This window comes from Kitasatospora viridis (assembly GCF_007829815.1).
Taxonomy (GTDB): domain Bacteria; phylum Actinomycetota; class Actinomycetes; order Streptomycetales; family Streptomycetaceae; genus Kitasatospora; species Kitasatospora viridis.
This window is the reverse complement of record NZ_VIWT01000001.1, coordinates 1,307,724-1,334,500: the sequence shown is the minus strand read 5'-3', so window position 1 is coordinate 1,334,500 and position 26,777 is coordinate 1,307,724. Positions and strand designations below refer to the sequence as shown.

At 72.3% G+C, this 26,777-nt stretch carries 25 protein-coding genes; 15 read left to right on the top strand and 10 right to left on the bottom strand.

What is annotated here, in order from left to right; all coding sequences use genetic code 11:
- Positions 1-98: 98 nt before the first annotated feature.
- From pgl to tkt, 5 genes are all read right to left on the bottom strand, one after another.
- A complete protein-coding gene (gene pgl, locus FHX73_RS06005) occupies positions 99-884 on the bottom strand; it encodes a 6-phosphogluconolactonase (RefSeq protein WP_145903894.1) in 786 nt (261 codons plus the stop codon).
- Entirely contained in the window at positions 881-2,044 is a 1,164-nt protein-coding gene (gene opcA, locus FHX73_RS06000) for a glucose-6-phosphate dehydrogenase assembly protein OpcA (RefSeq protein WP_145903892.1), read from the bottom strand. Before opcA ends, pgl begins: the two co-directional genes overlap by 4 nt.
- Positions 2,041-3,546 carry a glucose-6-phosphate dehydrogenase gene (zwf, locus tag FHX73_RS05995; RefSeq protein ID WP_145908097.1) on the bottom strand — a complete coding sequence of 502 codons (1,506 nt, stop codon included), beginning with the start codon at positions 3,544-3,546 and terminating at the stop codon, positions 2,041-2,043. The genes opcA and zwf overlap by 4 nt, the downstream gene beginning before the upstream one ends.
- Positions 3,547-3,653: 107 nt before the next feature.
- A complete protein-coding gene (tal, locus tag FHX73_RS05990) occupies positions 3,654-4,799 on the bottom strand; it encodes a transaldolase (RefSeq protein WP_145903890.1) in 1,146 nt (381 codons plus the stop codon).
- 33 nt (positions 4,800-4,832) lie between these two features.
- Positions 4,833-6,932 (bottom strand): transketolase, encoded by a 2,100-nt coding sequence (gene tkt / locus FHX73_RS05985; RefSeq protein WP_145903888.1) that lies wholly within the window; start codon positions 6,930-6,932, stop codon positions 4,833-4,835.
- Between the two features lie 436 nt (positions 6,933-7,368).
- Here tkt and FHX73_RS05980 point away from each other — a divergent pair, with 436 nt between their 5' ends.
- Both FHX73_RS05980 and FHX73_RS05975 read left to right on the top strand, forming a co-directional pair.
- On the top strand, positions 7,369-8,310 hold the full coding sequence (locus FHX73_RS05980) for a heme o synthase (protein WP_145903886.1): 942 nt from the start codon (positions 7,369-7,371) through the stop codon (positions 8,308-8,310).
- Between the two features lie 148 nt (positions 8,311-8,458).
- Positions 8,459-8,788 carry a hypothetical protein gene (locus FHX73_RS05975; RefSeq protein WP_145903884.1) on the top strand — a complete coding sequence of 110 codons (330 nt, stop codon included), beginning with the start codon at positions 8,459-8,461 and terminating at the stop codon, positions 8,786-8,788.
- 81 nt (positions 8,789-8,869) lie between these two features.
- On the opposite strand, the gene FHX73_RS05970 is transcribed toward FHX73_RS05975, so the two are convergent.
- On the bottom strand, positions 8,870-9,832 hold the full coding sequence (locus FHX73_RS05970; protein ID WP_145903882.1) for a COX15/CtaA family protein: 963 nt from the start codon (positions 9,830-9,832) through the stop codon (positions 8,870-8,872).
- Between the two features lie 166 nt (positions 9,833-9,998).
- On the opposite strand from FHX73_RS05970, the gene FHX73_RS05965 reads away from it, so the two are divergent.
- Positions 9,999-11,309, top strand: coding sequence for a choice-of-anchor A family protein (locus FHX73_RS05965; RefSeq protein ID WP_145903880.1), 1,311 nt, complete (start codon positions 9,999-10,001; stop codon positions 11,307-11,309).
- A 238-nt stretch (positions 11,310-11,547) separates the two neighbouring features.
- On the top strand, positions 11,548-12,222 hold the full coding sequence (locus tag FHX73_RS05960) for an LAETG motif-containing sortase-dependent surface protein (RefSeq protein ID WP_145903878.1): 675 nt from the start codon (positions 11,548-11,550) through the stop codon (positions 12,220-12,222).
- Positions 12,223-12,288: 66 nt separating this feature from the next.
- Here FHX73_RS05960 and FHX73_RS05955 read toward each other — a convergent pair whose 3' ends face one another.
- Together FHX73_RS05955 and FHX73_RS05950 are read right to left on the bottom strand one after the other, a co-directional pair.
- Positions 12,289-13,059 carry an ABC transporter permease gene (locus FHX73_RS05955; RefSeq protein WP_145903873.1) on the bottom strand — a complete coding sequence of 257 codons (771 nt, stop codon included), beginning with the start codon at positions 13,057-13,059 and terminating at the stop codon, positions 12,289-12,291.
- A complete protein-coding gene (locus FHX73_RS05950) occupies positions 13,056-14,003 on the bottom strand; it encodes an ABC transporter ATP-binding protein (protein WP_145903871.1) in 948 nt (315 codons plus the stop codon). Before FHX73_RS05950 ends, FHX73_RS05955 begins: the two co-directional genes overlap by 4 nt.
- Before the next feature lie 123 nt (positions 14,004-14,126).
- On the opposite strand from FHX73_RS05950, the gene FHX73_RS05945 reads away from it, so the two are divergent.
- The 9 genes from FHX73_RS05945 to FHX73_RS05905 all read left to right on the top strand — a co-directional run bounded on the left by FHX73_RS05945 (position 14,127) and on the right by FHX73_RS05905 (position 21,700).
- Entirely contained in the window at positions 14,127-14,984 is an 858-nt protein-coding gene (locus FHX73_RS05945; protein WP_211786148.1) for a helix-turn-helix transcriptional regulator, read from the top strand.
- On the top strand, positions 14,981-16,396 hold the full coding sequence (gene sufB / locus FHX73_RS05940; RefSeq protein WP_145903870.1) for a Fe-S cluster assembly protein SufB: 1,416 nt from the start codon (positions 14,981-14,983) through the stop codon (positions 16,394-16,396). The genes FHX73_RS05945 and sufB overlap by 4 nt, the downstream gene beginning before the upstream one ends.
- Before the next feature lie 58 nt (positions 16,397-16,454).
- Complete coding sequence (gene sufD, locus FHX73_RS05935; protein WP_145903867.1) at positions 16,455-17,684, top strand: Fe-S cluster assembly protein SufD; 1,230 nt, start codon at positions 16,455-16,457, stop codon at positions 17,682-17,684.
- The gene (locus tag FHX73_RS05930) at positions 17,681-18,028 is read left to right on the top strand and encodes a bifunctional 3-phenylpropionate/cinnamic acid dioxygenase ferredoxin subunit (RefSeq protein WP_145903865.1); all 348 of its coding nucleotides are present in this window, start codon (positions 17,681-17,683) and stop codon (positions 18,026-18,028) included. Before sufD ends, FHX73_RS05930 begins: the two co-directional genes overlap by 4 nt.
- A 5-nt stretch (positions 18,029-18,033) precedes the next feature.
- Positions 18,034-18,798 (top strand): Fe-S cluster assembly ATPase SufC, encoded by a 765-nt coding sequence (gene sufC / locus FHX73_RS05925; RefSeq protein WP_145903863.1) that lies wholly within the window; start codon positions 18,034-18,036, stop codon positions 18,796-18,798.
- Between the two features lie 5 nt (positions 18,799-18,803).
- Positions 18,804-20,057: a cysteine desulfurase gene (locus FHX73_RS05920; RefSeq protein ID WP_145908095.1), complete on the top strand. Its 1,254-nt coding sequence runs from the start codon at positions 18,804-18,806 to the stop codon at positions 20,055-20,057.
- Between the two features lie 14 nt (positions 20,058-20,071).
- Positions 20,072-20,515 (top strand): Fe-S cluster assembly sulfur transfer protein SufU, encoded by a 444-nt coding sequence (gene sufU / locus FHX73_RS05915; protein WP_145903862.1) that lies wholly within the window; start codon positions 20,072-20,074, stop codon positions 20,513-20,515.
- A 17-nt stretch (positions 20,516-20,532) separates the two neighbouring features.
- Complete coding sequence (locus FHX73_RS05910; RefSeq protein ID WP_281292649.1) at positions 20,533-20,922, top strand: metal-sulfur cluster assembly factor; 390 nt, start codon at positions 20,533-20,535, stop codon at positions 20,920-20,922.
- Positions 20,923-21,046: 124 nt separating this feature from the next.
- Positions 21,047-21,700 (top strand): Uma2 family endonuclease, encoded by a 654-nt coding sequence (locus tag FHX73_RS05905; RefSeq protein ID WP_145903860.1) that lies wholly within the window; start codon positions 21,047-21,049, stop codon positions 21,698-21,700.
- Between the two features lie 7 nt (positions 21,701-21,707).
- On the opposite strand, the gene FHX73_RS05900 is transcribed toward FHX73_RS05905, so the two are convergent.
- On the bottom strand, positions 21,708-23,030 hold the full coding sequence (locus FHX73_RS05900) for an MFS transporter (protein WP_145903858.1): 1,323 nt from the start codon (positions 23,028-23,030) through the stop codon (positions 21,708-21,710).
- 275 nt (positions 23,031-23,305) lie between these two features.
- On the opposite strand from FHX73_RS05900, the gene FHX73_RS05895 reads away from it, so the two are divergent.
- A complete protein-coding gene (locus tag FHX73_RS05895) occupies positions 23,306-24,937 on the top strand; it encodes a hypothetical protein (protein ID WP_145903856.1) in 1,632 nt (543 codons plus the stop codon).
- A gap of 6 nt (positions 24,938-24,943) precedes the next feature.
- Here FHX73_RS05895 and FHX73_RS05890 read toward each other — a convergent pair whose 3' ends face one another.
- A complete protein-coding gene (locus FHX73_RS05890; protein WP_145903854.1) occupies positions 24,944-25,405 on the bottom strand; it encodes an SRPBCC family protein in 462 nt (153 codons plus the stop codon).
- A 220-nt stretch (positions 25,406-25,625) separates the two neighbouring features.
- Here FHX73_RS05890 and FHX73_RS05885 point away from each other — a divergent pair, with 220 nt between their 5' ends.
- Positions 25,626-26,777 (top strand): hypothetical protein, encoded by a 1,152-nt coding sequence (locus tag FHX73_RS05885; protein ID WP_145903853.1) that lies wholly within the window; start codon positions 25,626-25,628, stop codon positions 26,775-26,777.

Below are 26,777 nucleotides of genomic sequence, written 5' to 3'. Positions count from 1 at the left end.
GGCTCAGCAAGGGCCCGGAACGCCAGGAGGGGCGGTGCACTCGATGTGCACCGCCCCTCCTGGCGTTCCGTCAGGCCTCAGGCCTCAGACCTCAGGCCTCAGGCGGAGGCTGGCGGGTAGAGCGCCGGCGGCAGCTGGGCCGCCGCGGCCCGGTCCAGCAGCCAGAGCGTGCGGGCCGTGCCGCGGGCGCCGGAGGCCGGCGCCTGCAGCTCGCCGGGGTTGCTGAGCGCCAGCGCCACCGCGGCCGCCTTGTCCTCGCCGGCCGCCAGCAGCCAGACCTCGCGGGCCGCCCGGATCGCGGGCAGGGTCAGCGAGACCCGGGTCGGCGGCGGCTTCGGCGCCCCGCGCACCCCGACCACCGTGCGCGCGGTCTCCCGCACGCCCGGGTGCTCGGGGAAGAGCGAGGCGACGTGGGTGTCCGGGCCGACCCCGAGCAGCAGCACGTCGAAGGCGGGCACCCCGGCGCGGTCCTCGGCACCGGCGGCGGCCGCCAGCTCCTCGGCGTACCGCTCGGCGGCCCGTTCCACGTCGGCCCCGTCCACGCCGTCCGAGGCGGGCATGTAGTGCACCCGCGCCGGGTCCAGCGGGACCTTGGACAGCAGCTCGTCGGCCGCCTGCACCGCGTTGCGCTCCGGGTCGTCGGAGGGCACGAAGCGCTCGTCGCCCCACCACAGGTCCAGCCGCGGCCAGTCGACCGCGTCCCGGGCCGGGGAGGCGGCGATGGCCGCGAGCAGCGCGTTGCCGTTGCGCCCGCCGGTGAGCACCACGGAGGCGGTGCCCCGGGCGGCCTGCGCGTCGACGATCCGGGTGATCAGCCGGGCGGCGGCCGCCTGGGCCATCAGCTCCTTGTCGCGGTGCACGACCAACTGGGGGGCGGGGCTCACCCGGCGCTCCGCTTGCGGGTCGCGGCCTTCTTGGCACCGGCGGCCTTGCCGGTGCCGGCCTTGGGCGCGGCCTTGGTGGCCTTGGCCGCCTTCTTCGCCGGGGTCTGCGGCACCTTGGCGGTCACCCGGGGCGAGGCCACCGCGGCCTCGACCACGGCACCCGCGGCGTCCTCGACCGCGGTCTCGACCGCCTCCTGGGTCGCCTCGGCGATCAGCGCGGCGGCGGCCCGGTCGGTCTCCTCCAGGGTGTCCACGCTGGTCCGCACGGCCGCCGCGTAGATGGCGTCCTCGTCCAGCCGGCGCAGCTCCTCGGCGATCAGCTCGCTGGTCTCGCGGCGCTTGAGCGCCACGATCCGGTCCGGCGCGCCCGGGATGGACAGGGTGCCCATCAGGCCGTCGGGACGGTCCAGCACGATCTCGCCGTCCTTGGTGCGCAGCCGCACCGCGGTGATGCCGGGGCCGTCGGTGACGATCCGCTGGACCGGCACCCGCAGGCGGTCGTGCAGCCATAGGCCGAGCAGCTCGACGCTGGGGTTGTACGACTCGCCCTCGACCACCGCGGAGGTGATCTTGACCGGCTTCTGGTCCAGCGCGGCGGCCAGCATCGAGCGCCAGCCGGTGATCCGGGTCCAGGCCAGGTCGGTGTCGCCGGGGGCGTAGCTGTCGGCCCGCACGGCCAGCTGGCCGACCGGCGACTCGGCGGTGACCGCGTCGGTGATCCGGCGCTGGGCGATCGCGCCCAGCGGGTCCTGGGCCGGGTGCAGCGGGGCGTTCTCCGGCCACCAGACCACCACCGGGGCGTCGGGCAGCAGCAGCGGCAGCACCACGGACTGCGCGTGCGAGACCAGCTCGCCGTGCATCCGCAGGATCACCGTCTCGCCCGAGCCGGCGTCAGAGCCGACCAGGATCTCGGCGTCCAGCCGGGCGCCGGAGCGGGCCCGCGGCGAGCGGCCGGCCCGCTTGATCACCGCGAGGATCCGCGAGGGGTGCTCGCGGGAGGCGTCGTTGGCGGCCTTGAGGGCGTCGTAGGCGCTCCCCTCGTCCACCACGATGACCAGGGTCAGCACCATGCCGGCAGCGGTCGAACCGCTGGCCCGGCGGGCGTCCATCAGGGCACTGTTGATCTTGCTGGACGTGGTGTCCGTCAGGTCGATCTTCATGGCCGGCGCCAGCTCCTGCCGTCTCGTGCGAGCATCTCGTCAGCCTCGGTCGGCCCCCAGGTGCCGGCCGGGTACTGCGCGGGCTTGCCGTGCTGCTCCCAGTACTTCTCGATCGGGTCGAGGATCTGCCAGGAGAGCTCGACCTCCTGGTGCCGCGGGAACAGGTTGGCGTCGCCGAGCAGCACGTCCAGGATCAGGCGCTCGTACGCCTCCGGGCTGGACTCGGTGAAGGACTCGCCGTAGGCGAAGTCCATGGTGACGTCCCGGACCTCCATCGAGGTGCCCGGGACCTTGGAGCCGAACCGCACGGTGACGCCCTCGTCCGGCTGCACCCGGATGACCAGGGCGTTCTGCCCCAGCTCCTCGGTCGCGTAGGAGTCGAACGGCAGGTACGGGGCGCGCTGGAAGACCACCGCGATCTCGGTGACCCGGCGGCCCAGCCGCTTGCCGGTGCGCAGGTAGAACGGCACCCCGGCCCAGCGGCGGTTGTTGATCTCCAGCTTGATCGCGGCGTAGGTGTCGGTCTTGGACTCGGGGTTGATGCCGTCCTCGTCCAGGTAACCGGGCACCTCCTCGCCGCCCTGCCAGCCGGTGGCGTACTGCCCGCGCACGGTGTGCCGGCCCAGGTCCTTGGGCAGCTGCACGGCGCTGAGCACCTTGAGCTTCTCCGCCACCAGGGCCTTGGGGTGGAAGGACGCCGGCTCCTCGATGGCGGTCAGCGCCATCAGCTGGAGCAGGTGGTTCTGGATCACGTCCCGGGCCGAGCCGATGCCGTCGTAGTAGCCGGCCCGGCCGCCGATGCCGATGTCCTCGGCCATGGTGATCTGCACGTGGTCCACGTAGGACCGGTTCCAGATCGGCTCGAACATCGAGTTGGCGAACCGCAGCGCCAGGATGTTCTGGACGGTCTCCTTGCCCAGGTAGTGGTCGATCCGGAAGACCTCGTCACGCGGGAAGACCTCGTGGACGATCCGGTTCAGCTCCTGGGCGCTCTCCAGGTCGTGGCCGAACGGCTTCTCGATCACCGCGCGGCGCCAGGAGCCGGCCGGCGGGTCGGCCAGCCCGTGCTTCTTCAGCTGCTGCACCACGTTGGGGAAGAACTTCGGCGGCACCGAGAGGTAGAACGCGAAGTTCCCGCTGGTGCCCTGCGCCTTGTCCAGCTCCTCGATGGTCTCGCGCAGGCTGTCGAAGGCGTCGTCGTCGTCGAAGTCGCCCTGGATGAACCGCATGCCCTTGGCGAGCTGCTGCCAGACCTCCTCGCGGAAGGGGGTCCGGGCGTGGTCCTTGACGGCGTCGTGCACCTCCTTCGCGAAGTCCTCGTCCTCCCACTCGCGGCGGGCGAAGCCCACCAGCGAGAAGCCCGGCGGCAGCAGGCCGCGGTTGGCCAGGTCGTAGATCGCCGGCATCAGCTTCTTGCGGGACAGGTCCCCGGTGACGCCGAAGATGACCAGGCCGGACGGACCGGCGATGCGCGGCAGCCGGCGGTCGGCCGGGTCGCGCAGCGGGTTCGTCTGCCGGACGCTCTCGCCCTGCGTGACCTCGGTGGCCTCTAGGTCGGGAAATGCTTGTGCATTGCTCACTGGTGGGCTCCGCCTTCAGTGGGTCGCGGTCACTCGCCGGCGGCGAAGCCGGCGAGCGAGGCGGTCACGGTGTCGAGCAGCTCCTGCCAGGACGCCTCGAACTTCTGCACGCCCTCGTCCTCCAGCAGCTGCACCACGTCGTCGTAGTCCACGCCGACCTCGGCCAGCGCGGCCAGCACGCCCTCGGCGTCGGCGTAGTTGCCGGTGATGGTGTCGCCGGCGACCTCACCGTGGTCGCCGGTGGCGTCCAGGGTGGCCTCGGGCATGGTGTTCACGGTGCCGGGGGCGACCAGCTCGGTGACGTACAGGGTGTCCGGCAGGGCCGGGTCCTTGACGCCGGTGGAGGCCCAGAGCGGACGCTGCGGCTTGGCGCCGGCGGCCTCCAGGGCGGCCCAGCGGTCGGAGGCCGGCTTCTTGCCGTCCACCGAGCCGAAGACCTCCTCGTAGGCCTGGTAGGCGAGCCGGGCGTTGGCCAGCGCGGCCTTGGAGCGCAGCGCCACGGCCTGCTCGGTGCCGATCGCCGTCAGGCGCTTGTCGATCTCGGTGTCCACCCGCGACACGAAGAACGAGGCCACCGACTCGATCGAGGACAGGTCCAGGCCCTTGGCCTTGGCCTGCTCCAGACCGCTCAGGAAGGCGTCGATGACGGCCTTGTAGCGGTCCAGCGAGAAGATCAGGGTCACGTTGACGCTGATCCCCTTGGCGATCACCTCGGTGATCGCGGGCAGCCCGGCCTTGGTGGCCGGGATCTTGATGAGCACGTTCGGGCGGTCCACCAGCCACCACAGCTGCTTGGCCTCGGCCACGGTGGCCGCGGTCTCGTGGGCCAGCCGCGGGTCGACCTCGATGGAGACCCGGCCGTCGCGGCCGTTGCTGGCGTCGTAGACCGGGCGCAGCACGTCGGCCGCGTCGCGCACGTCCGAGGTGGTGATCATGCGGATCGCCTCGTCGGTGGTGACCTGACGGACCGCCAGGTCGCGCAGCTGGCCGTCGTAGGAGGTGTCGCCGCTGCCGGCGATCGCCTTCTGGAAGATGGTCGGGTTGGTGGTGACGCCCACCACGTGCTTGGTCTGCACCAGCTCGGCCAGGTTGCCGGTGTTCAGCCGGGTGCGGCTGAGGTCGTCCAGCCAGATCGCCACGCCTTCGTCGCTGAGGCGCTTCAGTGCGTCAGTCATGATTCCAGTCCTCTTGTGTCTGTTGAGCCGGCGTCAGCGGTTGACGGCTTCGAGCGAGCGCAGCGACTTGTGCGCCGCGTGGGCCACCGCCTCCGCGGTGATGCCGAACTCCTGGTACAGCACCTGGTAGTCGGCCGAGGCACCGAAGTGCTCCAGGCTGATGATCTGACCGTGGTCGCCGACCAGCTCGCGCCAGCCCAGCGCGATGCCGGCCTCCACCGAGACGCGGGCCTTCACGCTCGGCGGCAGCACCTGGTCGCGGTAGGCCTGGTCCTGCTCGTTGAACCACTCGACGCACGGCATCGAGACCACCCGGGTCGCGATGCCCTCGGCCTCCAGCGCCTCGCGGGCCTTGACCGCGAGCTGCACCTCGGAACCGGTGCCGATCAGGATCACCTGCGGCACGCCGTTCGAGGCGTCGGCCAGCACGTAGCCGCCCTTGGCGGTGTCCTCGGCCGAGCCGAAGACCTCGCGGTCCCAGGTCGGCACGCCCTGGCGGGTCAGCGCCAGGCCGACCGGGCCGGGGTGGCTGGTCTGCCGCTCCAGCACGGTGCGCCAGGCGACGGCCGTCTCGTTGGCGTCGGCCGGGCGGACCATCGACAGGCCCGGGATGGCGCGCAGCGCGGCCAGGTGCTCCACCGGCTGGTGGGTCGGGCCGTCCTCGCCCAGGCCGATCGAGTCGTGCGTCCACACGTAGGTGACCGGCAGCTTCATCAGCGCGGCCAGCCGGACCGCCGGGCGCATGTAGTCGGAGAAGACCAGGAAGGTCCCGCCGAACACCCGGGTCTTCCCGTGCAGCGCGATGCCGTTCATGGTCGAGCCCATGGCGTGCTCGCGGATGCCGAAGTGGATCGTCCGGCCGTACGGGCTCGCGCCCTTGAGCGGGTTGCCACCGGGCAGGAAGGAGCTGCCCTCCTCGATCGTGGTCAGGTTGGACTCGGCCAGGTCGGCCGAACCGCCCCACAGCTCGGGGATGACCGCGCCGAGCGCCTTCAGGGTGTCGCCGCTGGCCTTGCGGGTGGCGACGTCCTTGCCGGCCGGGAACTGCGGCAGCTCCTTCTTCCAGCCGTTCGGCAGCTCGCCGGCCTGGATCCGGTCGAACTCGGCGGCCCGGTTCGGGTTGGCGGAACGCCAGGCCAGGAAGCCGGCCTCCCACTCGGCCCGGGCGGCCTTGCCGCGCTGGATCACCTGGCGGGCGTGCGACAGCACCTCGTCGCTGACCTCGAAGGTGCGCTCCGGGTCGAAGCCCAGCACCTTCTTGGTGGCGGCGATCTCGGCCGCGCCCAGCGCCGAGCCGTGCGCCTTGGCGGTGTTCTGGGCGTCCGGGGCCGGCCAGGCGATGATCGTGCGCATCGCGATCAGCGACGGGCGGGCCGTCTCGGCCTTGGCGGCGGCCAGCGCGGCGGACAGCGCCTGCACGTCCACGTCGCCGTTGGCCTTCGGCGCGATCCGCTGCACGTGCCAGCCGTACGACTCGTAGCGGCCCAGCACGTCCTCGGAGAACGCGGTCTGGGTGTCGCCCTCGATCGAGATGTGGTTGTCGTCGTACAGCGCGACCAGGTTGCCCAGCCGCTGGTGGCCGGCCAGCGAGGAGGCCTCGGCGGAGATGCCCTCCTCCAGGTCGCCGTCGGAGACGATCGCCCAGATGGTGTGGTCGAAGGGGGAGGAGCCCTGCTCCGCCTCCGGGTCGAACAGGCCGCGCTCGTAGCGGGCGGCCATCGCCATGCCCACCGCGTTGGCGATGCCCTGGCCGAGCGGGCCGGTGGTGGTCTCCACGCCGGCGGTGTGACCGTGCTCGGGGTGGCCCGGGGTGCGGCTGCCGTGCACCCGGAAGGACTTCAGGTCGTCCAGCTCCAGGCCGTAGCCGGAGAGGAAGAGCTGGGTGTACAGGGTCATGCTGGTGTGACCCGGCGACAGGACGAACCGGTCGCGGCCCACCCAGTTCGGGTCGGTCGGGTCGTGCCGCAGGAAGCGCTGGAAGATCACGTAGGCCGCGGGGGCCAGGGCCATCGCGGTGCCGGGGTGTCCGTTCCCCACCTTCTGCACCGCGTCCATCGCCAGCACGCGGGCCGTGTCAACGGTGCGCTCGTCCAGATCGGACCAGTCAATTGCGTTCGTCGGCGTCGTGCTCACCCTTCTCAGGGCTCCTTCCGTATTGAGGTATGACCCCGTGAAGGGACCGGGTCCGGCCACGTCACTGTGGGCCTGACGCTTCTTCGGTTGCACCGGTCACGGAGGGTTGTCCCGCTTCCAGGGCCGAGCCTACCGCCCGCTCCGGGGGCTGCCTTCCGCACCGCGACAACCCGGAGTTTCGCGGGTGGATTCCCGGTGCCGGCGGGTGCGCCGTGCCGGCGGCGCCGGTACCACCTTGGCCCGGTTTGTCCCCGCGCGCTCCTCGGCGAACTGCGCAGTTCACCCACGGGGGTGCGGTCGGGCCCCGTCAGGAGACCCCGAGGCGGATCGGGATATATGCACCGTCTAAGGTGGCGTGGTACGCGCAGCGTGAACGGATTCACGAGCACTTCGACCCGGCTACGACTGCGAAGATTCATCTTCAGTTGGGGTGTTCGTGACCGCCGTCGAATCCCGCCCCGCCGGGGTGATCGGGTCGACCCCCGCGCACCGGCCACTGGGGGCCCGTGTCGGGGCATTCGTCGCACTGACCAAGCCGCGGATCATCGAGCTGCTGCTGATGAGCACGGTGCCGGTGATGTTCCTGGCGCAGCGCGGCGTGCCGAACCTCCTGCTGGTGCTGGAGGTCGTCCTCGGCGGCTACCTCTCGGCCGGCGGCGCCAACGCGCTGAACATGTACATCGACCGCGACATCGACGCGGTGATGAGCCGCACCGAGCGGCGCCCGCTGGTCACCGGCATGGTCTCGCCGCGCGAGGCGCTGGTCTTCGGCATCGCGCTGGGCGTGGCCTCCACGCTCTGGCTGGGCCTGCTGGTCAACTGGCTCTCCTCGGCGCTGGCGCTCGGCGGATACCTCTTCTACGTCCTCGTCTACACCCTGGGCCTGAAGCGGCGGACCGCGCAGAACATCGTCTGGGGCGGGATCGCCGGCTGCATGCCGGTGCTGGTCGGCTGGGCCGCGGTGCGCGACTCGCTGAACTTGGTGCCGCTGGTGCTCTTCCTGGTGATCTTCTTCTGGACGCCGCCGCACTACTGGCCGCTCTCCATGAAGGTGCGCGAGGACTACGCCAAGGCGGGCGTGCCGATGCTCCCGGTGACCGCGGGCAACCTGGCGGTGGCCCGACAGATCGTCATCTACAGCTGGGTCATGGTGGCCGTCTCGATGGCGCTCTGGCCGCTGGACCACACCAGCTGGCTCTACCCGACCAGCGCCGCCGTGCTCGGCGCGTTCTGGCTGAAGGAGGCGCACGGGCTGTACGCCCGCGCCAAGGCCGGGGTGGTGGGCGCCAAGCTCAAGGAGATGCGCCTGTTCCACTGGTCCATCACCTACCTGACGCTGCTGATGGTCGCGGTCGCGGTGGACCCCTTCCTGCGCTGACCCGTCGTCTTCCCGCGCTGACCCGTCGTCACCGAACCGGCCCGGCCCCTCCCGAGGGGCCGGGCCGGTTCGGCGTTCGGGTGCCTGTGGTCGGCGGCACACGCCCCGGCCGTCGCCAGGGGTGGATACCCGTGGGTAGCATGCGGGCATGAGCAGCGCAGAGACCCTCGCCCCGGACGCCCGAACCGAGCGTCGCGCCAAGAAGATCGCCAAGCACCTGACCGCCTTCAGCGAGCAGCACGGCGGCAGCGCGGACGGCGTGGTGGAGTACGTCGGCCGGGCCGCCACCCGGATCGTGCTGGTCGGCGCGGACGGCGCCTGGGGCGACCAGGTGGCGCCCACCTACGCCGTCGGCCGCCGCGCCGCGGAACTCGCGGGCATCACGCTGCACGACGACTTCGAGGGCGAGCTCGGCCTGAAGGTGCGCACCGGCCCGTACGAGTGGAAGCGGATGGCCGGCATCCAGCTCGGCGGCTGAACCGGCCGCCGGAACGGCGCGAGGCCCTGACCCCCCGGGTGCGGAGTGGGGGTCGGGGCCTCGTCCTTTGTCTGCTGCGGTTCAGGCCGCGACGGCCTCCTGGACCGGGAGGGAGACCGGCAGCGGGTCCCGGGTGCGCAGTGCCAGCGGGATCCGCAGCGCGGCGATCAGCACCAGCGAGGCGCCCAGCATGTGCAGCCCGACCAGGATCTCCGGCGCGTCGGTGAAGTACTGCACGTACCCGATCACGGCCTGGGCCAGCAGCACCAGGAAGAGCTCCCGGGCCCGGGCCCGCGCCGCGGCCGGCGCCTTGACCGCGGCCAGCGCGAAGATCACCGCGAGCGACAGGCCGACGGTGGCGAACACCAGGTCGGCGTGCACCTGGGTCAGCTGGGCGTAGCTCAGCCAGGTGATCCGCGGGACGTCGCTGGAGTCGCCCGGGTGGTGCCCCGCGCCGGTGACCAGGGTGCCGGCCACCACCAGCAGGCAGGTCACCAGCACCAGCACCTGGGCCAGCTTCTGCAACGGCTCGGTGACCAGCGGCCGGACCGGCCCGTCGCCCTCCTTGGTCCGCTCCCAGGTGACCACCGCGATCCACAGCAGGGCCAGCGCGGAGAGCATGTGGGCCGCCACCACGTACGGGTTGAGGCCGACCAGCACGGTGATGCCGCCGAGCACGGCGTTGCTCATCACCACCCAGAACTGGACCCAGCCCAGCTTGGTCAGGCTGTGCCGCCAGGGCCGGGAGCAGCGGGCCGCCAGGATCGCCCAGCCGACCGCCGCGCAGAGCACGTAGGTGAGCGTGCGGTTGGTGAACTCGATGATCCCGTGCACGCCCATCGCGGGGGTCGGCGTGATGCTCTCGCCGGTGCAGGTGGGCCAGGTCTTGCAGCCGAGCCCGGAACCGGTGAGCCGGACCGCGCCGCCGGTCACCACGATCACCACGGACATCACCACGGCGGCCAGCGCGGCCCGGCGGACCTGGGCGGGGGAGGGCTGCCAGCGCTCGGCGAGCCAGGAGAAGGGGGTACGCACGTCGCACATCCTAGGTCGCCTTATACCGGATCTTGTGGCCGGGGCACAGCCCCCGGCTTTCCCGGCAATCCCGGCGGGTCCCGGGCAAAGCGGGCATTGGTCTTGACCAATTCATTGCCGACCCGGGAGAGTGCGCTCACACCACTCGTCCCGCACCCACAGCGGAGATCAGCACATGCGCATATCCGTTCCCGCCGCCGCCCTGGCGCTCGGCGGTTCGCTCGCCCTGGGCACCCTCGCCGCGCCGGCCGCCTTCGCCGCGCAGCAGCCGGCCTGCCAGACCCAGGGCCTCGGCGTCGCCGGCCAGTACGGCGAGTTCATCGAGGGCAACGACAGCCACTCGCCGGACGCCGAGGGCGCCGTCGCGGTCGGCGGCGACGCCGACTTCAGCCGCGGCTTCAGCGTCGGCCAGGAGCTCACCCCCGCCGAGGTCGCCGCACTGCCCGGCCAGGACGCTCTGGTGGTCGGCGGGAACATCGACGTCGGCGGCGGCAACACCGAGGTGATGCACGGCAACGGCGTCTACGCCGGCCAGAAGAGCGGCGGCGGCCGGCTGGAGGGCCACGCGGGCACCGTCACCCACGGCCCCTCGCCGATCGACTTCGCCGCCGAGTTCGCCAAGCTGCGGGCGCTCTCCGGCACGCTCGCGGGGCAGGCGGCCGGCGGGACCGTCGCGCTGAACGGTTCGACGCTGACGCTCACCGGCACCGACGGCTCCTACAACGGCTTCCAGCTGACCGCCGCGCAGCTCCAGGGCGCCAAGGCGATCCAGCTGAACGTGCCGAAGGGCGCGGTCACCGTGGTCACCGTGACCGGCGACGCCTACGACTCGCAGGCCGCCGGCACCACCTCGATGTGGATCTGGGACCACACCAAGAACGCCTACGTGCTGGACGACAAGCTGCAGAGCGCCGACGGCGGCGCCGAGCGGGCCGCGCTGCTGTGGAACTTCCCGGGCGCCAAGAAGTTCGTGAAGAACAGTCAGCTCGCCTGGGCCGGCACCATCCTGGCCCCCAATGCCGACTTCGACCTCGGCACCGGCGCGCCCGTGAACGGCTCGGTGATCGCCCACTCGCTGGTCGGCAGCGGCGGCGCCGAGACCCACCACTTCCCGTTCACCGCCTGCCTGCCGGTCACCACGCCCACCCAGCCGGCCCCGCAGCCCAGCGCCAGCACCCCCGGCGCCCCGCAGCCGAGCACCTCGGCCCCGGCCCCGGTGGTCGCCCCGACCACGGGCAAGCCGTCCACCGGGACCGCACCCTCGACCCCCGCCACCCCGAGCACGTCGGCCACCACCCCGGCCGCCGCCGCCCCCTCCACCGCCCCGCCGCCGAGCGCCACCCCCGCCCCGCACACCGGCGGCGGCCTCGCCTTCACCGGCGCCGAGGGCATCCTCCCGCTCACCATCGGCGGCCTGCTGGTGCTGGCCGGCGGTGGCGCCATCGTGCTGGCCACCCGGCGCCGCGCGGCGGGGCGGAAGGCGTGACGGTTCGTCAGTAAAACCTCACGCGCCCCCGGTGATCAGCGGTGATCATCGGGGGCGCGGTCGTGCGTCGTCGAACTGATGCACATTCGGCAGCTGAACCACCAGTTCTGTTCCGGTCGTTCTGTTTGGGGGATGCGCGCCCGCGAGGGGCGGTAGAGTCCCGGGCACGAGTTGTAGCCGGTCGCTCACGATCATTCAACGTCCGTGCTGCACAACCTCATTCGGAAGGATCATGGTTATGGCACGACTGGGGCGGATATCTCGCCGCCTGGCCGGGGCCGGCGCGCTCGCGGCGGCCGGCGTCCTCACGTTCGCTGGGGTCGCTTCGGCGCACAACCCGGGCTACCACCGGGACTGCACCTCGTTCACGCTTGACTTCGTCGACTACCCGGTGGGCGCCGAGGCGAACTGGTTCACCTTGACGGTCGACGGCAAGGACGTCATCACACACCAGTACTTCTCGAAGGAGTACAAGTCGACATCGTTCCCGGCTACGCCGACGGACACGGTGACGTTCCACGTCCACACCAACGACGACCCCACCGAGAAGAACCACCAGTGGAGCGGCGACTTCACCATCGCGCCGCCGCCCAACTGCCCGTCGCCGAGCCAGTCGGCCTCCGCCTCGGCCAGCGCCTCCGCGTCGGTTTCCGCGTCGGCCTCGGCCTCCGCGTCGGCCAGCACCCCGGCGACCTCGGCTCCCGCCACCTCCGCCGCGCCGACGTCCGTGGCGCCGGTTGCGGCGACCTCGAAGCCGCCGGTGACCCCGGCGCCGGCTACCTCTGGGCCGGCGCTGGCCTTCACCGGTGGTGGCAGTGACGCGGGCATGATCGCCGGTATCGGTGCGGCCGTGGTCGTGGTCGGTGCGGGCATCGTGGTGGTTGCCCGGCGTCGTTCGGCGCCCCGGCACTGAGTGACGTAGTAGAACAACGGTGGGGCGGGACCCGGATCGGGTTCCGCCCCACCGTCGTTGGCCGGCTCACTCCCAGCGGAAGAACCGGGCGGCCGCCGCCAGTCCGAGCACCGACCAGACGGCCAGGATGCCGAGGTCGGACCAGGGCACCCCGGCGCCGGTCTGGAGCACCGAGCGCAGTCCGTCGGAGAGGGCGCTGATCGGCAGCAGGTCGAGCACGGCGCGCACCGCGCCCGGGAACTTGCTGAGCGGCACGATCACGCCGCCGGCCAGCAGCAGCAGGATGAAGACCAGGTTGGCGGCGGCCAGGGTGGCCTCGGCCTTGAGGGTGCCGGCCATCAGCAGGCCGAGGCCGGAGAACGCGGCGGTGCCGAGGACCAGGAGCAGGGCCACCGTCAAGGAACTGCCGTGCGGCGACCAGCCGAGGGCCAGTGCGATCACCGAGAGCAGGGCGACCTGGAGGGCCTCGGTGACGAGCACGCAGCCGGTCTTCGCGGTGAGCAGGATGCCGCGCGGCAGCGGGGTGGCGCCGAGCCGCTTGAGCACGCCGTAGCGCCGTTCGAAGCCGGTGGCGATGGCCTGGCCGGTGAAGGCGGTGGACATCACGGCCAGCGCGAGCAGGCCGGGGGCCAGGAAGTCGACGCGCTTGCCGGGGCCGGTCACCGAGACCACGTCGACGGCGCTGAACAGCACCAGCAGCACGGTCGGGATGACCACGGTGAGCAGCAGCTGCTCGCCGTTGCGCAGCAGCATCCGGGTCTCCAGCGCGGTCTGCGCCAGCAGCATCCGGCCGGCGGACGCCGCACCCGGGCAGGGCGAGTAGTCGGTGGTGCTCATGAGCGCAGCTCCCGTCCGGTCAGTTCCAGGAAGACTTCCTCCAGCGTGCGCTGACGCGCGGTCAGCCGTTCCGGCAGCACGCCCGCCTCGGCGCACCAGGCGGTGACCCGGGCGACCAGCTGGGGGTCGACCGGTGAGGCCTGCACCCGGTAGTGGCCGGGGGCGGTCTCGGTGGCGGCGGCGCCGTCGGGGAGCACCTTGACCAGCGCGCCCAGGTCCAGCCCGGCCGGCGCCTCGAAGTGCAGGCTGTCCTCGGCGCCGTCGCGGCAGAGCCCGGCGGGGGTGCCCTCGGCGATCACCTTGCCGCGGTCCACGATCGCCACCCGGTCGGCCAGCTCCTCGGCCTCCTCCATGTGGTGGGTGGTGACCACCACGGTGACGCCGTCCCGGCGCAGGTCGCGGACCAGCTCCCAGGTGGCCCGGCGGGCCTGCGGGTCGAGGCCGGCGGTGGGCTCGTCCAGGAAGACCAGTTCGGGTCGGCCGACCACGGCCATCGCCAGCGCGAGGCGCTGCTGCTGGCCGCCGGAGAGCCGGCGGTAGGCGGTGCGGCCGCAGGAGCCGAGGCCGAGCCGCTCGACCAGCGCGTCCACGTCCAGCGGGTGGGCGTGCAGCTTGGCGGTGTGCCGCAGCATCTCGACGGCGCGGGCGCCCGGGTACACGCCGCCGGACTGGAGCATCACGCCGATCCGCGGGCGCAGCTCGGCGGCCTGCCGGACCGGGTCCAGGCCGAGCACCCGGACGGTGCCGGCGTCCGGACGGCGGTACCCCTCGCAGGTTTCGATGGTGGTGGTCTTGCCGGCGCCGTTGGGGCCGAGCACGGCGGTCACGGCGCCGCGGTCGATCCGCAGGTCGAGGCCGTCCACGGCGGTCTTGCCCGCGTAGCGCTTGACCAGACCGCGGATCTCCACGGCCGGCGCGGCCTCGGCGACGGGTTCTGCATGCATACCGGGCAGTGTAGGAGCCCGTTCCTCGGCCGTTCAGGTAAGGCTTGCCTGCGTGACGGATCCCACCGCTGAGGCGTCGGTCACGGCTTGTTCGGTCGGAAGCAATTACGCAACAATGGTGTTGTGAAAAACGTGCGCGAGCTCCCCGAGGGTCCGGAGGCCGAGTCGGCCCCCGGCTCCCCGGTGCCCGCGACCCCGGCCGAGGTCCTGCTGGACGGGCACCGGGCGACCCGGGACCGGGTGGCCCGCTCGATCCTGGACCACGGTCCGTCCTCGGCGGCCGACCTGGCCGGCCGGCTCGGGCTGACGTCCGCCGCGGTGCGCCGCCACCTCGACGGGCTGGCCGCGGCCGGCCTGGTCGAGTCCCGCGAGCAGCGGGTGTACGGCAGCCGCGGCCGGGGCCGTCCGGCCAAGGTCTTCGCACTCACCGAGTCCGGCCGGGACGCCTTCTACCAGGCCTACGACCAGCTCGCCGCCGACGCGCTGCGCTGGATCGCCGAGGCCGGCGGCGGCGGCGAGGCGGGCCAGGAGGCGGTCGCCGCCTTCGCCCGGGCCCGGTTCAACCGGCAGGGTGAGAAGTACCAGGGAGCACTGGAGCAGGCCGCGGCCGAGCACCGCACCGAGGCGCTCGCCGAGGCGCTGAGCGCCGACGGGTACGCTGCCACGGTGCGGCGGGTCCCCGCGGCCACCGCCGGTGCCTCCCCCGGCGGAGCCCAGCTCTGCCAGCACCACTGCCCGGTCGTGCACATCGCCGAGCAGTTCCCCCAGCTCTGCGAGGCCGAGACCGAGGTCTTCTCGCAGCTCCTGGGCACCCATGTGCAACGGCTGGCCACCATCGCCCACGGCGACGGGGTCTGCACCACCTATGTGCCGGCACCCGGTGCCGCACCGTCGCCCCGCCAGGGCACCGGTGCAGCGCCGACTGCCGGTACGACCACCGAAGAACCACCCGCTACGTCCGCGCGGAGGAGTCCCGCATGACTGACACCGTTTCCCACCCCGAGCTCGAAGGTCTGGGCACCTACGAGTACGGCTGGTCGGACCCCGACGTGGCCGGCTCGGTGGCCAAGCGCGGCCTGAGCGAGGAGGTCGTCCGCGACATCTCGGCGAAGAAGTCCGAGTCGGAGTGGATGCTCAACCTGCGGCTCAAGGGTCTGAAGCTGTTCGAGAAGAAGCCCATGCCGACCTGGGGCTCCGACCTCTCCGGCATCGACTTCGACAACATCAAGTACTTCGTGCGCTCGACCGAGAAGCAGGCGGAGTCCTGGGAGGACCTGCCGGCCGACATCAAGGCCACCTACGACAAGCTCGGCATCCCGGAGGCGGAGAAGCAGCGGCTGGTCGCCGGTGTCGCCGCGCAGTACGAGTCCGAGGTGGTCTACCACCAGATCCGCGAGGACCTGGAGCAGCAGGGCGTCATCTTCCTGGACACCGACACCGCGCTGAAGCAGCACCCGGAGCTCTTCCACGAGTACTTCGGCACCGTGATCCCGGTGGGCGACAACAAGTTCGCCGCGCTGAACACGGCCGTGTGGTCCGGCGGCTCGTTCATCTACGTGCCCAAGGGCGTCCACGTGGACATCCCGCTGCAGGCCTACTTCCGGATCAACACCGAGAACATGGGCCAGTTCGAGCGGACCCTGATCATCGTCGACGAAGACGCCTACGTGCACTACGTCGAGGGCTGCACCGCGCCGATCTACTCCTCGGACTCGCTGCACTCGGCCGTCGTCGAGATCATCGTCAAGAAGGGCGGCCGCTGCCGCTACACGACCATCCAGAACTGGTCGAACAACGTCTACAACCTGGTCACCAAGCGGGCCGTGGCCTACGAGGGCGCGACCATGGAGTGGGTCGACGGCAACATCGGCTCCAAGGTCACCATGAAGTACCCGGCGGTCTACCTGATGGGCGAGCACGCCAAGGGCGAGACCCTGTCGATCGCCTTCGCGGGCGAGGGCCAGCACCAGGACGCCGGCGCCAAGATGGTGCACATGGCGCCCAACACCTCCTCCAACATCGTCTCCAAGTCGGTGGCCCGGGGCGGCGGCCGCACCTCGTACCGCGGTCTGATCGAGATCGGCGAGGGCTCCAAGGGCGCCAAGTCCAACGTGCTCTGCGACGCGCTGCTGGTGGACACCATCTCGCGCTCCGACACCTACCCGTACGTGGACGTCCGCGAGGACGACGTGTCGATGGGTCACGAGGCGACCGTCTCCAAGGTCAGCGAGGACCAGCTCTTCTACCTGATGAGCCGCGGCATGACCGAGTTCGAGGCGATGGCGATGATCGTGCGCGGTTTCGTCGAGCCGATCGCGCGCGAGCTGCCGATGGAGTACGCGCTGGAGCTGAACCGGCTGATCGAGCTGCAGATGGAGGGTTCGGTCGGCTGACCCACCGTCAGCCACCGCAGCCCGCCCGACCCTTAGGAAGAGAGCACCACGAACAGCCATGGCTGAGCAGAACACCTCCGGCTCGACGACCGCCGGATCGATCGAGGTCGGCACCGCCGGTGCCGGCGTGCAGCTGGCCGGGCCCGGCACCGGCCGGGCCACGGTCCAGCAGCCGATCGACGCCCGAGTCGCGGTCAAGCCCTCGTACGACGTGAACGACTTCCCGGTGCCCACCGGCCGCGAGGAGGACTGGCGGTTCACCCCGCTGCACCGCCTCGGCGGGCTGCACGACGGCACGGCGGTCCCCGCCGAGCAGGGCAGCGACAAGATCGACCTGGCCCTGCCGGACGGCGTCACCGCCGAGACCGTGGGCCGCGACGACGCCCGGATCGGCAAGGCCGGCAAGCCGGTCGACCGGGTCGCCGCGCAGGCCTTCAGCGGCTTCGAGCAGGCCCTGGTGGTCACCGTCCCCAAGGACGCGGTGCTCACCGAGCCGGTCAAGATCGACGTGCACGGCGAGGGCGGTGTCCGCTTCGCCCACGTGGTGATCGAGGTCAAGCCGTTCGCCGAGGCCGTGGTGGTGCTGAACCACACCGGCAGCGGCACCCGCGCCGCCAACGTCGAGCTGCTGGTCGGCGACGGGGCGAAGCTCACCTTCGTCTCGGTGCAGGACTGGGAGCGCGACGCGGTGCACGCCGCCCAGCAGACCGCGCTGATCGGCCGGGACGCCTCGCTCAAGTCGGTCGTGGTGACCTTCGGCGGCGACCTGGTCCGGATCCACCCGCGGGTCACCTACGCCGCCCCCGGCGGCGAGGCCGAGCTCTTCGGCCTCTACTTCGCCGACGCCGGCCAGCACCTGGAGCACCGGCTGCAGATCGACCACGACACCCCGCACTGCCGGTCCAACGTGGTCTACAAGGGCGCCCTGCAGGGCCAGGACGCGCACGCGGTCTGGGTCGGCGACGTGCTGATCCGCGCGGCCGCCGAGGGCACCGACACCTACGAGCACAACCGCAACCTGGTGCTGACCGACGGCGCCCGGGTGGACTCGATCCCGAACCTGGAGATCGAGACCGGCGAGATCGTCGGCGCCGGGCACGCCTCCGCGACCGGCCGCTTCGACGACGAGCAGCTGTTCTACCTGCAGGCCCGCGGCATCCCGGAGGAGGAGGCCCGCCGCCTGGTGGTGCGCGGCTTCTTCGCCGAGCTGGTCCAGCAGATCGGCGTGCCGGAGCTCCACGACCAGCTGATGGAGAAGATCGAGGCCGAGCTGGCGGGTGTCGCGTGAGCGAGCGTAGCGAGCGAACCTCAGCTACTGCTTTTCTGCGTGCCTGCTCGCTGAGCGAGCTCGCCGAGGACACCCCCAAGCGGGTCGAGGTCGGCGGGGTGCCCGTCTCCCTGGTCCGCACCGAGGGCGAGGTGTTCGCGATCAACGACATCTGCTCGCACGCGAACGTGTCGCTCTCCGAGGGCGAGGTCGAGGACTGCATGATCGAGTGCTGGCTGCACGGCTCCAGCTTCGACCTGCGCACCGGCAAGCCCTCCGGTCTGCCCGCCACCCGGCCGGTTCCCGTTTACCCCGTAAAGATCGAAGGGGACGACGTGCTCGTCTCCGTGTCCCAGGAGTCCTGAGCACCATGGCAACCCTTGAAATCCGCGATCTGCACGTCTCCGTCGAGGCCGAGGGCGGTCCGCGCGAGATCCTGCGCGGCGTCGACCTGACGGTCAAGCAGGGCGAGACCCACGCCATCATGGGCCCGAACGGTTCCGGCAAGTCCACCCTGGCCTACTCGCTGGCCGGCCACCCGAAGTACACCGTCACCGGTGGTGAGGTGCTGCTGGACGGCGAGGACGTGCTGGCCATGTCGGTGGACGAGCGCGCCCGGGCCGGCGTCTTCCTGGCCATGCAGTACCCGGTCGAGGTGCCCGGCGTCTCGGTCTCCAACTTCCTGCGCACCGCCGCCACCGCGATCCGCGGCGAGGCCCCCAAGCTGCGGCTGTGGGTCAAGGAGGTCAAGGAGGCCATGGCCGCGCTGCAGATGGACCCGGCCTTCGCCGAGCGCAACGTCAACGAGGGCTTCTCCGGCGGCGAGAAGAAGCGCCACGAGATCCTCCAGCTGGAGCTGCTCAAGCCGAAGATCGCGATCCTCGACGAGACCGACTCCGGCCTGGACGTCGACGCGCTGCGCATCGTCTCCGAGGGCATCAACCGGGTCCGCTCGACCGGCGAGGTCGGCACCCTGCTGGTCACCCACTACACCCGCATCCTGCGCTACATCCAGCCCGACTTCGTGCACGTCTTCGCGGCCGGCCGGATCGTCGAGTCCGGTGGCGCCGAGCTGGCCGACAAGCTGGAGAACGAGGGCTACGAGGCCTACGTGAAGGGCGGCGCGTCAGAGTGACTGACCTGACCCTGCCGGGCCTCCTGGACACGGACGCGATCCGCAAGGACTTCCCGATCCTGCAGCGGCTGCTCCACGACGACAAGCCCCTGGTCTACCTGGACAACGCGGCGACCTCGCAGAAGCCCCGGCAGGTCCTGGAAGCGCTCTCCGCCTACTACGAGCAGCACAACGCCAACGTGCACCGCGGCGTCCACGTGCTCGCCGAGGAGGCGACCGCGCTCTACGAGGGCGCCCGGGACAAGGTCGCGGCGTTCATCAACGCGCCCAGCCGCAATGAGGTGATCTTCACCAAGAACGCCTCGGAGTCGCTCAACCTGGTTGCCAACATGCTCGGTTGGGCGGAGGACCCGTACCGGGTCGACGCCGAGTCCGAGATCGTGATCACCGAGATGGAGCACCACTCCAACATCGTGCCGTGGCAGCTGCTGGCGCAGCGCACCGGCGCGAAGCTGAAGTGGTTCGGGCTGACCGACGACGGCCGGCTCGACCTGGCGAACATCGAGCAGCTGATCACCGAGAAGACCAAGGTGGTCTCCTTCACCCTGGTCTCCAACCTGCTCGGCACCGTCAACCCGGTCGAGGCGATCGTCCGCCGCGCCCAGGACGTCGGCGCCCTGGTGGTGATCGACGCCTCCCAGGCCGCCCCGCACATGGTGCTGGACGTGCAGCAGCTGGAGGCCGACTTCGTCGCCTTCACCGGCCACAAGATGCTCGCCCCGACCGGCATCGGCGTCCTGTGGGGCCGTCAGGAGCTGCTGGAGGACCTGCCCCCGTTCCTCGGCGGCGGCGAGATGATCGAGACCGTCACCATGGGCTCGTCCACCTACGCCCCGGCCCCGCACAAGTTCGAGGCCGGCACCCCGCCGATCGCCCAGGCCGTGGGCCTCGGCGCGGCGATCGACTACCTGTCGAACGTCGGCATGGCGCGGATCGCGGCGCACGAGCACGCCATCACCGAGTACGCGGTGAACCGGCTGCAGGAGGTGCCCGAGCTGCGGATCATCGGCCCCAACTCGGCCGTGGACCGCGGTGCGGCGATCTCCTTCGTGCTCGGCGACATCCACCCGCACGACGTCGGCCAGGTGCTGGACGAGCAGGGCATCGCCGTGCGGGTCGGCCACCACTGCGCCCGGCCGGTCTGCCTGCGGTACGGAATTCCGGCGACCACCAGGGCGTCGTTCTACCTGTACTCGACGCCGCACGAGGTCGACCTGCTGGTCGACGGCCTGCACCACGTGCGCAACTTCTTCGGCTGAGACGGGACGGTGTCATGAAGCTGGACTCGATGTACCAGGAGATCATCCTGGACCACTACCGCAACCCCCACGGCAAGGGGCTGCGGGACGGCGACGCCGAGGTCCACCACGTCAACCCCACCTGCGGTGACGAGATCACCCTGCGGGTCCGGCTCGACGGTCAGACCGTCGCCGACGTCTCCTACGAGTCGCAGGGCTGCTCGATCAGCCAGGCCAGCGCCTCCGTGCTCAACGACCTGCTGGTCGGCAAGCCGGTCGGCGAGGCGCAGCAGATCCAGGAGGCCTTCCTGGAGCTGATGCAGAGCAAGGGCCAGGGCGAGGGCGACGAGGAGGTGCTGGAGGACGCGGTCGCGTTCGCCGGCGTCTCCAAGTACCCCGCCCGGGTCAAGTGCGCCCTGCTCAGCTGGATGGCCTGGAAGGACGCCACCGCCAAGGCCCTCGCCGCCCACCCGGCCTGAAAGGAACCCACACTCCCATGAGCGACACCCCAGAAGCAGCAGCGGCGGAAGCGGCGCCGACCGAGGGCCCCGTGGCCATCGTCGGCACCACCGCCGGCACCGTCTCCGTCGAGGACCTCACCGAGGCCCTGATGGACGTGGTCGACCCCGAGCTCGGCATCGACGTGGTCAACCTAGGCCTGATCTACGGGATCCACATCGATGAGGACGACACCGCCACCATCGACATGACCCTCACCTCCGCCGCCTGCCCGCTCACCGACGTGATCGAGGACCAGGCCAAGACCGCCACCGACGGCCTGGTCAAGGACCTGCGGATCAACTGGGTCTGGATGCCCCCGTGGGGCCCCGACAAGATCACCGACGACGGCCGCGAGCAGCTGCGGGCGCTGGGCTTCAACGTCTGAGCTGACGCCTCGTCAACGCCGCTGCCGTGCGATTCCCCTCTTCGAGTGGGCGGGTCGCACGGCAGTGGTATATCTGGCTACGTGCGGCCAGGCTGGGGCTGCGACCGAGGAGGGAGCAACGTCCATGTCTGTTCTTGCCTACGGCCAGTGGGCCCTGCCCGACACGCCCTACGCGCTCTGGGCGCGGGGTGAACTGGCCGAGTACCTGCACGTGCCGGATGACGGCACGCGGGTCGAGGTGATCGGTGGGGAGTTCGTCGTGTCACCTGCGCCCGTCTATCCGCACGCTGGGATCCTCACCGACATCAGTGATGCCTTCGGGTTCGCGAAGCGCATCGATCCGGGTTTTCGCTGGAGGAGTGTCCAGACCGTCAACCTCGACCTGATCAGCATTGGCGATGGGTACATTCCCGACATGGTCGTGGTGGACCGGGAGACCGACCTGCAGAGCCGGGCGGACGAGGTGCTCCACGTCTACCCGGAGCAGCTGCAGCTGGTCGTCGAAGTCACCTCGCAGTCCAACGCCCGCAGCGACCGGGAACCCGTCCTCGATCGCCGCCCCACCAAGTGGAGCGGCTACGCCCGTTGCGGCGTCCCGTTCTACCTGCTGGTCGACCGCGACCCGCGGCGGCCCGGCGTCACCCTGTTCGGGGCGCCGGACCGCGCGGCTGGGCGGTACGAGGTGCTGGAGAGCTGGAAGCTCGGGGATCCGTTGACGGTCCCCGAGCCCTTCGGCGTCGAGATCGACACCGGCCTCTGGCGTCCCTGGTCCGACTGACCCCCCGTCAGCGCCGCCGCACCACGCCCGCCGCGAGCCCCAGGCAGGCCGTGGCGGCCACCGCGGCGAAGCCGCTGATGGTGGGGAGCAGGCCGTAGGCGCGGGCGAGGGCGCCGACGGCGACGATCGGGGCCGAGGAGCCCAGGTAGACGATCACCCAGAGGGTGGACATCTCGGCGGCGCGGCGGCCCGGGGCCATGGCGGCGACCGCGGTGGTGAAGAGCGAGCGGAAGGCCAGGCCCTGGCAGGTGCCGCCGAGCAGGCTGCCGACGAAGAGCAGGGCCGGCTGGTGGGCGTACTGGGCCAGCACCACCAGGAAGAGGCCCAGCGCCAGGCCGGTCATGCCGAGGGCGATCAGCCGCGGATTGCTGGTCGGCGGGACCAGCAGCTGGGCGCAGGCCGAGGAGCCGAGCAGCAGGGCGGCGACCACCGCGCCGGCCATCGGGGCGTGGGTGTTCAGCAGGTGCGCCGAGAAGGCGGGCGCCAGGCTCAGGTAGACCCCGAAGACCGCGTACGAGACGAAGCCGGTGCCGGCCGCCAGCAGGAAGGTGCGCCGGGCCTCGGCGGGGACGGCCAGCCGGCGCGGGCGCAGGTGGAAGGCGGTGGTGATGCGCGGCGGCTCGGCCGGGTGGCGGCGGGCGCCGGGCATCCGCGGGTGCACCACGGCGAGCGGCACGGCCAGCGCCAGCAGCGCGACGGCGTGCACCGCGAACGGGGTGAGCAGCGGGTTGTGCCCGGTGGCCAGCGCCGCGCCGACGATCGGGCCGAGCGCCACGCCGCCGGCCGAGCAGGCCAGGGTGAGCTTGGCGGCCAGCGTCTGGTGGTCGGGCAGCAGGTCGCCCAGCGCCGCGCCGGCCGCGCCGGTGGACAGGCCCACCGCGATGCCCTGGATCGCGCGTCCGGCGGCGAGCTGGCCGAAGCCGTGGGCGGTGGCGAAGACCGCGTCGCCGCCGGCGGCCAGCAGCACGGCGGTGAGCAGCAGCGCGCGCCGGCCGAGCAGGTCGGACCAGTGGCCGACCGCGGCCAGCACCGGGACCAGGGCGAAGACGTAGACCGTGAAGAGCAGGGTGGTGTCGAAGGCGGTCAGGCCGAGGCGCTGCTGGAGGAGCGGGTAGACCGGGGTGGCCAGGTTCGCGCCGATCAGCAGGAACAGCAGGGCGAGGGCGACCAGGGCCACCCGGACGCCGCGCACGGCGTTCCAGCGGCTGAGCGCGGAGAGCTGGAGCTGGCCGCGGGGGGCGAGTTCCAGGGGGAGCAGGGCCTCCGAGAGCCGGGTGCCGGTCAGCTGCCCTGTGGGCAGGCCGGGGCCGGCGGGGGAGAGGTCCGCCATGGCAGGGATCTCCTGATGTGGCCGGGCGCCACCCCGGGCCGGCGGGGTGTGCCGGGGCGTTGCCGTTCGTCGGCGCTGTGGTGGTGGCCGAGGAGGTGCGGTGCCGAGGTGGTGCGTGATGTGCAGTCGAGGTCAAAGGATACGGGGTGGCAGGTGAGGGGCGTGCGCGGGTGGCGCGCGCCCCCCGCAGGACGGGCACGGTTGGCGACTCGGCCGATACGCTGATCGCAGTGCAGCACCCCGCAGGACCCCTTTTTCCGAGGAGATCGCGCCCGATGGCCGGACGACGCCGCAAGAACACTGACCACCCGTCGGCCGAACCGGGCGCGCTGCCGGCCGAGAGCCTGCTGCCCGCCGACTTCGACCTCGCCGACCTCTACGGCGCGCAGAGCTCGCAGGACGCGGACGACCAGCCGGTGCTGGTGCCGCCGGTGCGGCTGGCCCCGGAGGCCGAGCTGGTGGCGGCCGCGCTGGAGGTGCCGCTGGTGCAGCGGGCCGTGCGGCTGGCCCGCTGGGCCGCGCCGACCCGGCCGGTGGACGAGCTGGGCGACCTGCCCGAGCCGGACCGCGAGGAGGCCGCCCGCTTCCTGGACCTGGCCCCGGCCGAGGGCGAGGTGGCGGAGGAGGCGGTGCTGGAGGCGATGCGCGCCTGGTCGCTGGCCTGCGACCTGGAGCTGGTGGTGCTCGCGCACGACGAGGAGGGCCACCGGGCGGCCGGCCCGAGCGAGGAGCTGGCCCCGGTGGAGGCCGGCGACCCGGAGGCGGTGCTGGAGATGTGGCTCTCGGCCGCCGACGTGATCGCCGAGCTGGCCGCCGAGATCGAGCCGCTGGACGCCGAGCCGGACGCGGGCGAGCAGGCCGACGAGGAGCGCGCCGAGGAGCTGCTCGCCCAGTACGAGGAGGTCCAGGCGGAGGCCGCCGAACTGCTCGACGAGGCGCTGCAGGTGCTCTACGAGGCCACCGCCTTCGCCGAGCCGGGCCAGGAGACGGTGCCGCTGGGCGTGCTGGCCGCGCTGCTGGTGGTGCCGGACGGGGAGGACCCGGACGAGGAGATGCTCGGCGACATCACCGACGTGATGGTCGCCCTGGACCCGATGCTCGCCGACCTGGCCGAGATCGGGCTGCTGGAGTACCAGCCGATCGACCCCGAGCTCTTCGACGAGGAGGACGAGTCGGCGGGCGGGGCGGAGCCGGCCGGGCGGGCCGCCGAGGGCGAGCCGGTCGAGCCGGACGAGGCCGAGGCGGCCCGGTTCGGCCTGGTCAAGCTGACCCCGCTGGGCCAGTACGGCATCCGCCAGTGGCTGTTGGACGAGGGCTACGAGGCCCCGCTGATCGGCGAGTACGCCACCGGCGACGCGGTCGCGCTGCTGCAGGGCATCGCGGAGGCCGCCAACGTGCTGCCCGAGCAGGAGATCCGGGTCTGGCTGGCGGAGCGCGAGCCGGTCGCCGCCGCCCGTGAGGTGCTGGACGCCGCTCGCGGCGACGACCGCACCGCCCCGCTGCGCCGGATGCTGGCCCAGCTGGTGCTGACCGAGCTCGGCCCGGCCGCCGAGCCGGCCGCCCGCGAGGTGCTGGCCGACCCGGAGCTGGGCGGCGGTGCCCGGGCCTACCTGGTCGCCCAGGGGGTGACCGACGTGCCCGCGCCGGAGCGCGCGATGGTGCTGTGGACCGCGGTGGACACCTTCGCCGCGCAGCTGCTGGACAGCGAGGGCGACGCCGCGTTCCTGCGCGAGCTGATCTCGCAGATGCCGGTGACCGACAACCCGGCCTCGTTCTTCGGCGAGCTCTGGCGGGTGGACCACCCCTACACCGCGCAGGTGCTGGAGGCGGTCGGCGAGCTGCACCTGGACCGGAAGGTCGCGAAGGAGGCCCGCAAGGCCGCGTTCAAGGCCCGCTCGCAGAACTGAGTCCGGCTACCCGGGCGGCGGCTCGCCGCTGAGCCGCCGCCGCAGCCCGCGCTCGCCGGCCCGCATCATCACCGCGTGGTTGGCCAGGAAGAGCGGCCGCCCGGGCAGTGCGAGCAGCCGCATCAGCCGCTTGCCCGGGCGGACCTCCTCCTCGAAGACCGCCCGGCTGCGGCCCGGCCCGTCCGCGTCGACGCTCCACCGGGACCAGCCGGCCAGGTCGCCGGAGAGCTCGGCCTCCAGCACCCCGGCGGCCTCGTCCTGGCGCAGCTCCCGGGCGGTGAACCGCAGCGAGTAGGGCAGCAGCGAGCGGACCCGCAGCCGCCCGGCGTCGTCGTCGAGCCGGTGCACCTCGCGCACCTGCGGCCACCAGAGCGGGTAGTCGGGCACGTCGCGCAGCGCCCGGTAGACGGCGCCGGGCGGCGCGGGCAGCCGCCAGGTGCTCAGCAGGTGGTAGCGGTTGGGGTCCACTGGCCGCTCCCGGTCCGGCGCCCCGGGGCGGGGCGCACGCACCGACACCCTAGGGCGGTCGGGCCGCCGCCGGGAGGGGCCGGGGCGATCTGCCAACCGTACGAGGGAAGCTGATGGCCCAGCAGGTCGCGCCCACGTATCGTGGGCGGACGCGGTCCGCCTGCACGCGGCGCCGTGGGACGGCGGAACGAGCGTGGGCGAGCCCGGGGGTGCGGCGAAGGTGACGATCAGCGGTGAGAGCTGGACGGCGGAGCCGGTGCAGGAGGAGCGCCTGCGCGACCAGGAGCTGTTGCTGCGGGAGCTGTTCGCCGATCTGGACTTCACGGTCTACGGGGTGGACCGGTCGGGCCGGGGCGCCCGCGGCCTGCCGCCGGCGGTCGGCGGGCCGGGGGCCGACAGCGACGCGCTGAGCGGGTACGAGCTGCTCGGCGGCGAGGTCTCCTGGCTGGAGGTCAGATCCGGCGACTGGAGTTCGCTGGACGGCCCGTACGTCACGGTGCGCACCTACCAGCCGGGCATCGAGCGCTACACCCCGCTGCCCGAGCCGGAGGAGCTGATCGAGCGCGAGCGGGACCGGATCTACGAGTACCTGGGGCTGGACGAGGGCGACTGCCCGGGCCGGATCCGCACCCTGCGGGAGTGGATCACCGTGGCCGGCGAGCCGGTGCCGGTGCAGATCCACGAGGAGCGCGGCAGCGGGCCGGGGCCGGCGGGCCACGCGCGCACCGTGTGGGCCGGCCAACTGACCGTCCGCGGCTCGGTGGTGCTGCTCTGCGGGCGCGGGGTGGCGCCGGGCGACGTCGAGCTGGACGGGTTGACCGGCACCGACTGCGAGCGCTACACGGCGGGCCGCAGCGAGCTGCTGCGCTGCCTGGAGAGCGGCCGGCGGCGCCGGGTCGCCCAGGCGCACCGCGGGCAGGCGGCGCTCGGCGGGCTGGACGCGCACCGGTTGCTGGTCGAGTCGAGCGTGGAGCGCGCGCTGGCGGAGCGGGCGCAGCGGCTGTCCGGCGGGCGGGTCAAGCTGCCCCGGCGGCTGCGGGTGGGCGAGCCGGTGGAGCACTGGTCGGCGGCCGAGCGGCAGCAGGCGCGGTACGCCTCGGAGAGCCGGGAGGAGGCCAGGGCCGCACTGGAGTTGATGGTGGCCCAGCTGTGCCGGCTGGCCGAGCGGGCGGACTGGCTGGTGGGCACCGAGGACGGGCGGGCGGCGGTGGAGGAGTCCATCAGGTTCACCGTCTTCGCCAGTGAGGTGCCCAGCCTGTCGGCCCAGCGGGCTTGGGAACGGCTGCGCCGGTGCGGGGAGTTGGACGGTGAGGCGGAGGCCTGCTGGCTGGCCTCCTGGGAGCAGTGGCGCGGTCGCCGCACCGGGGTCTGA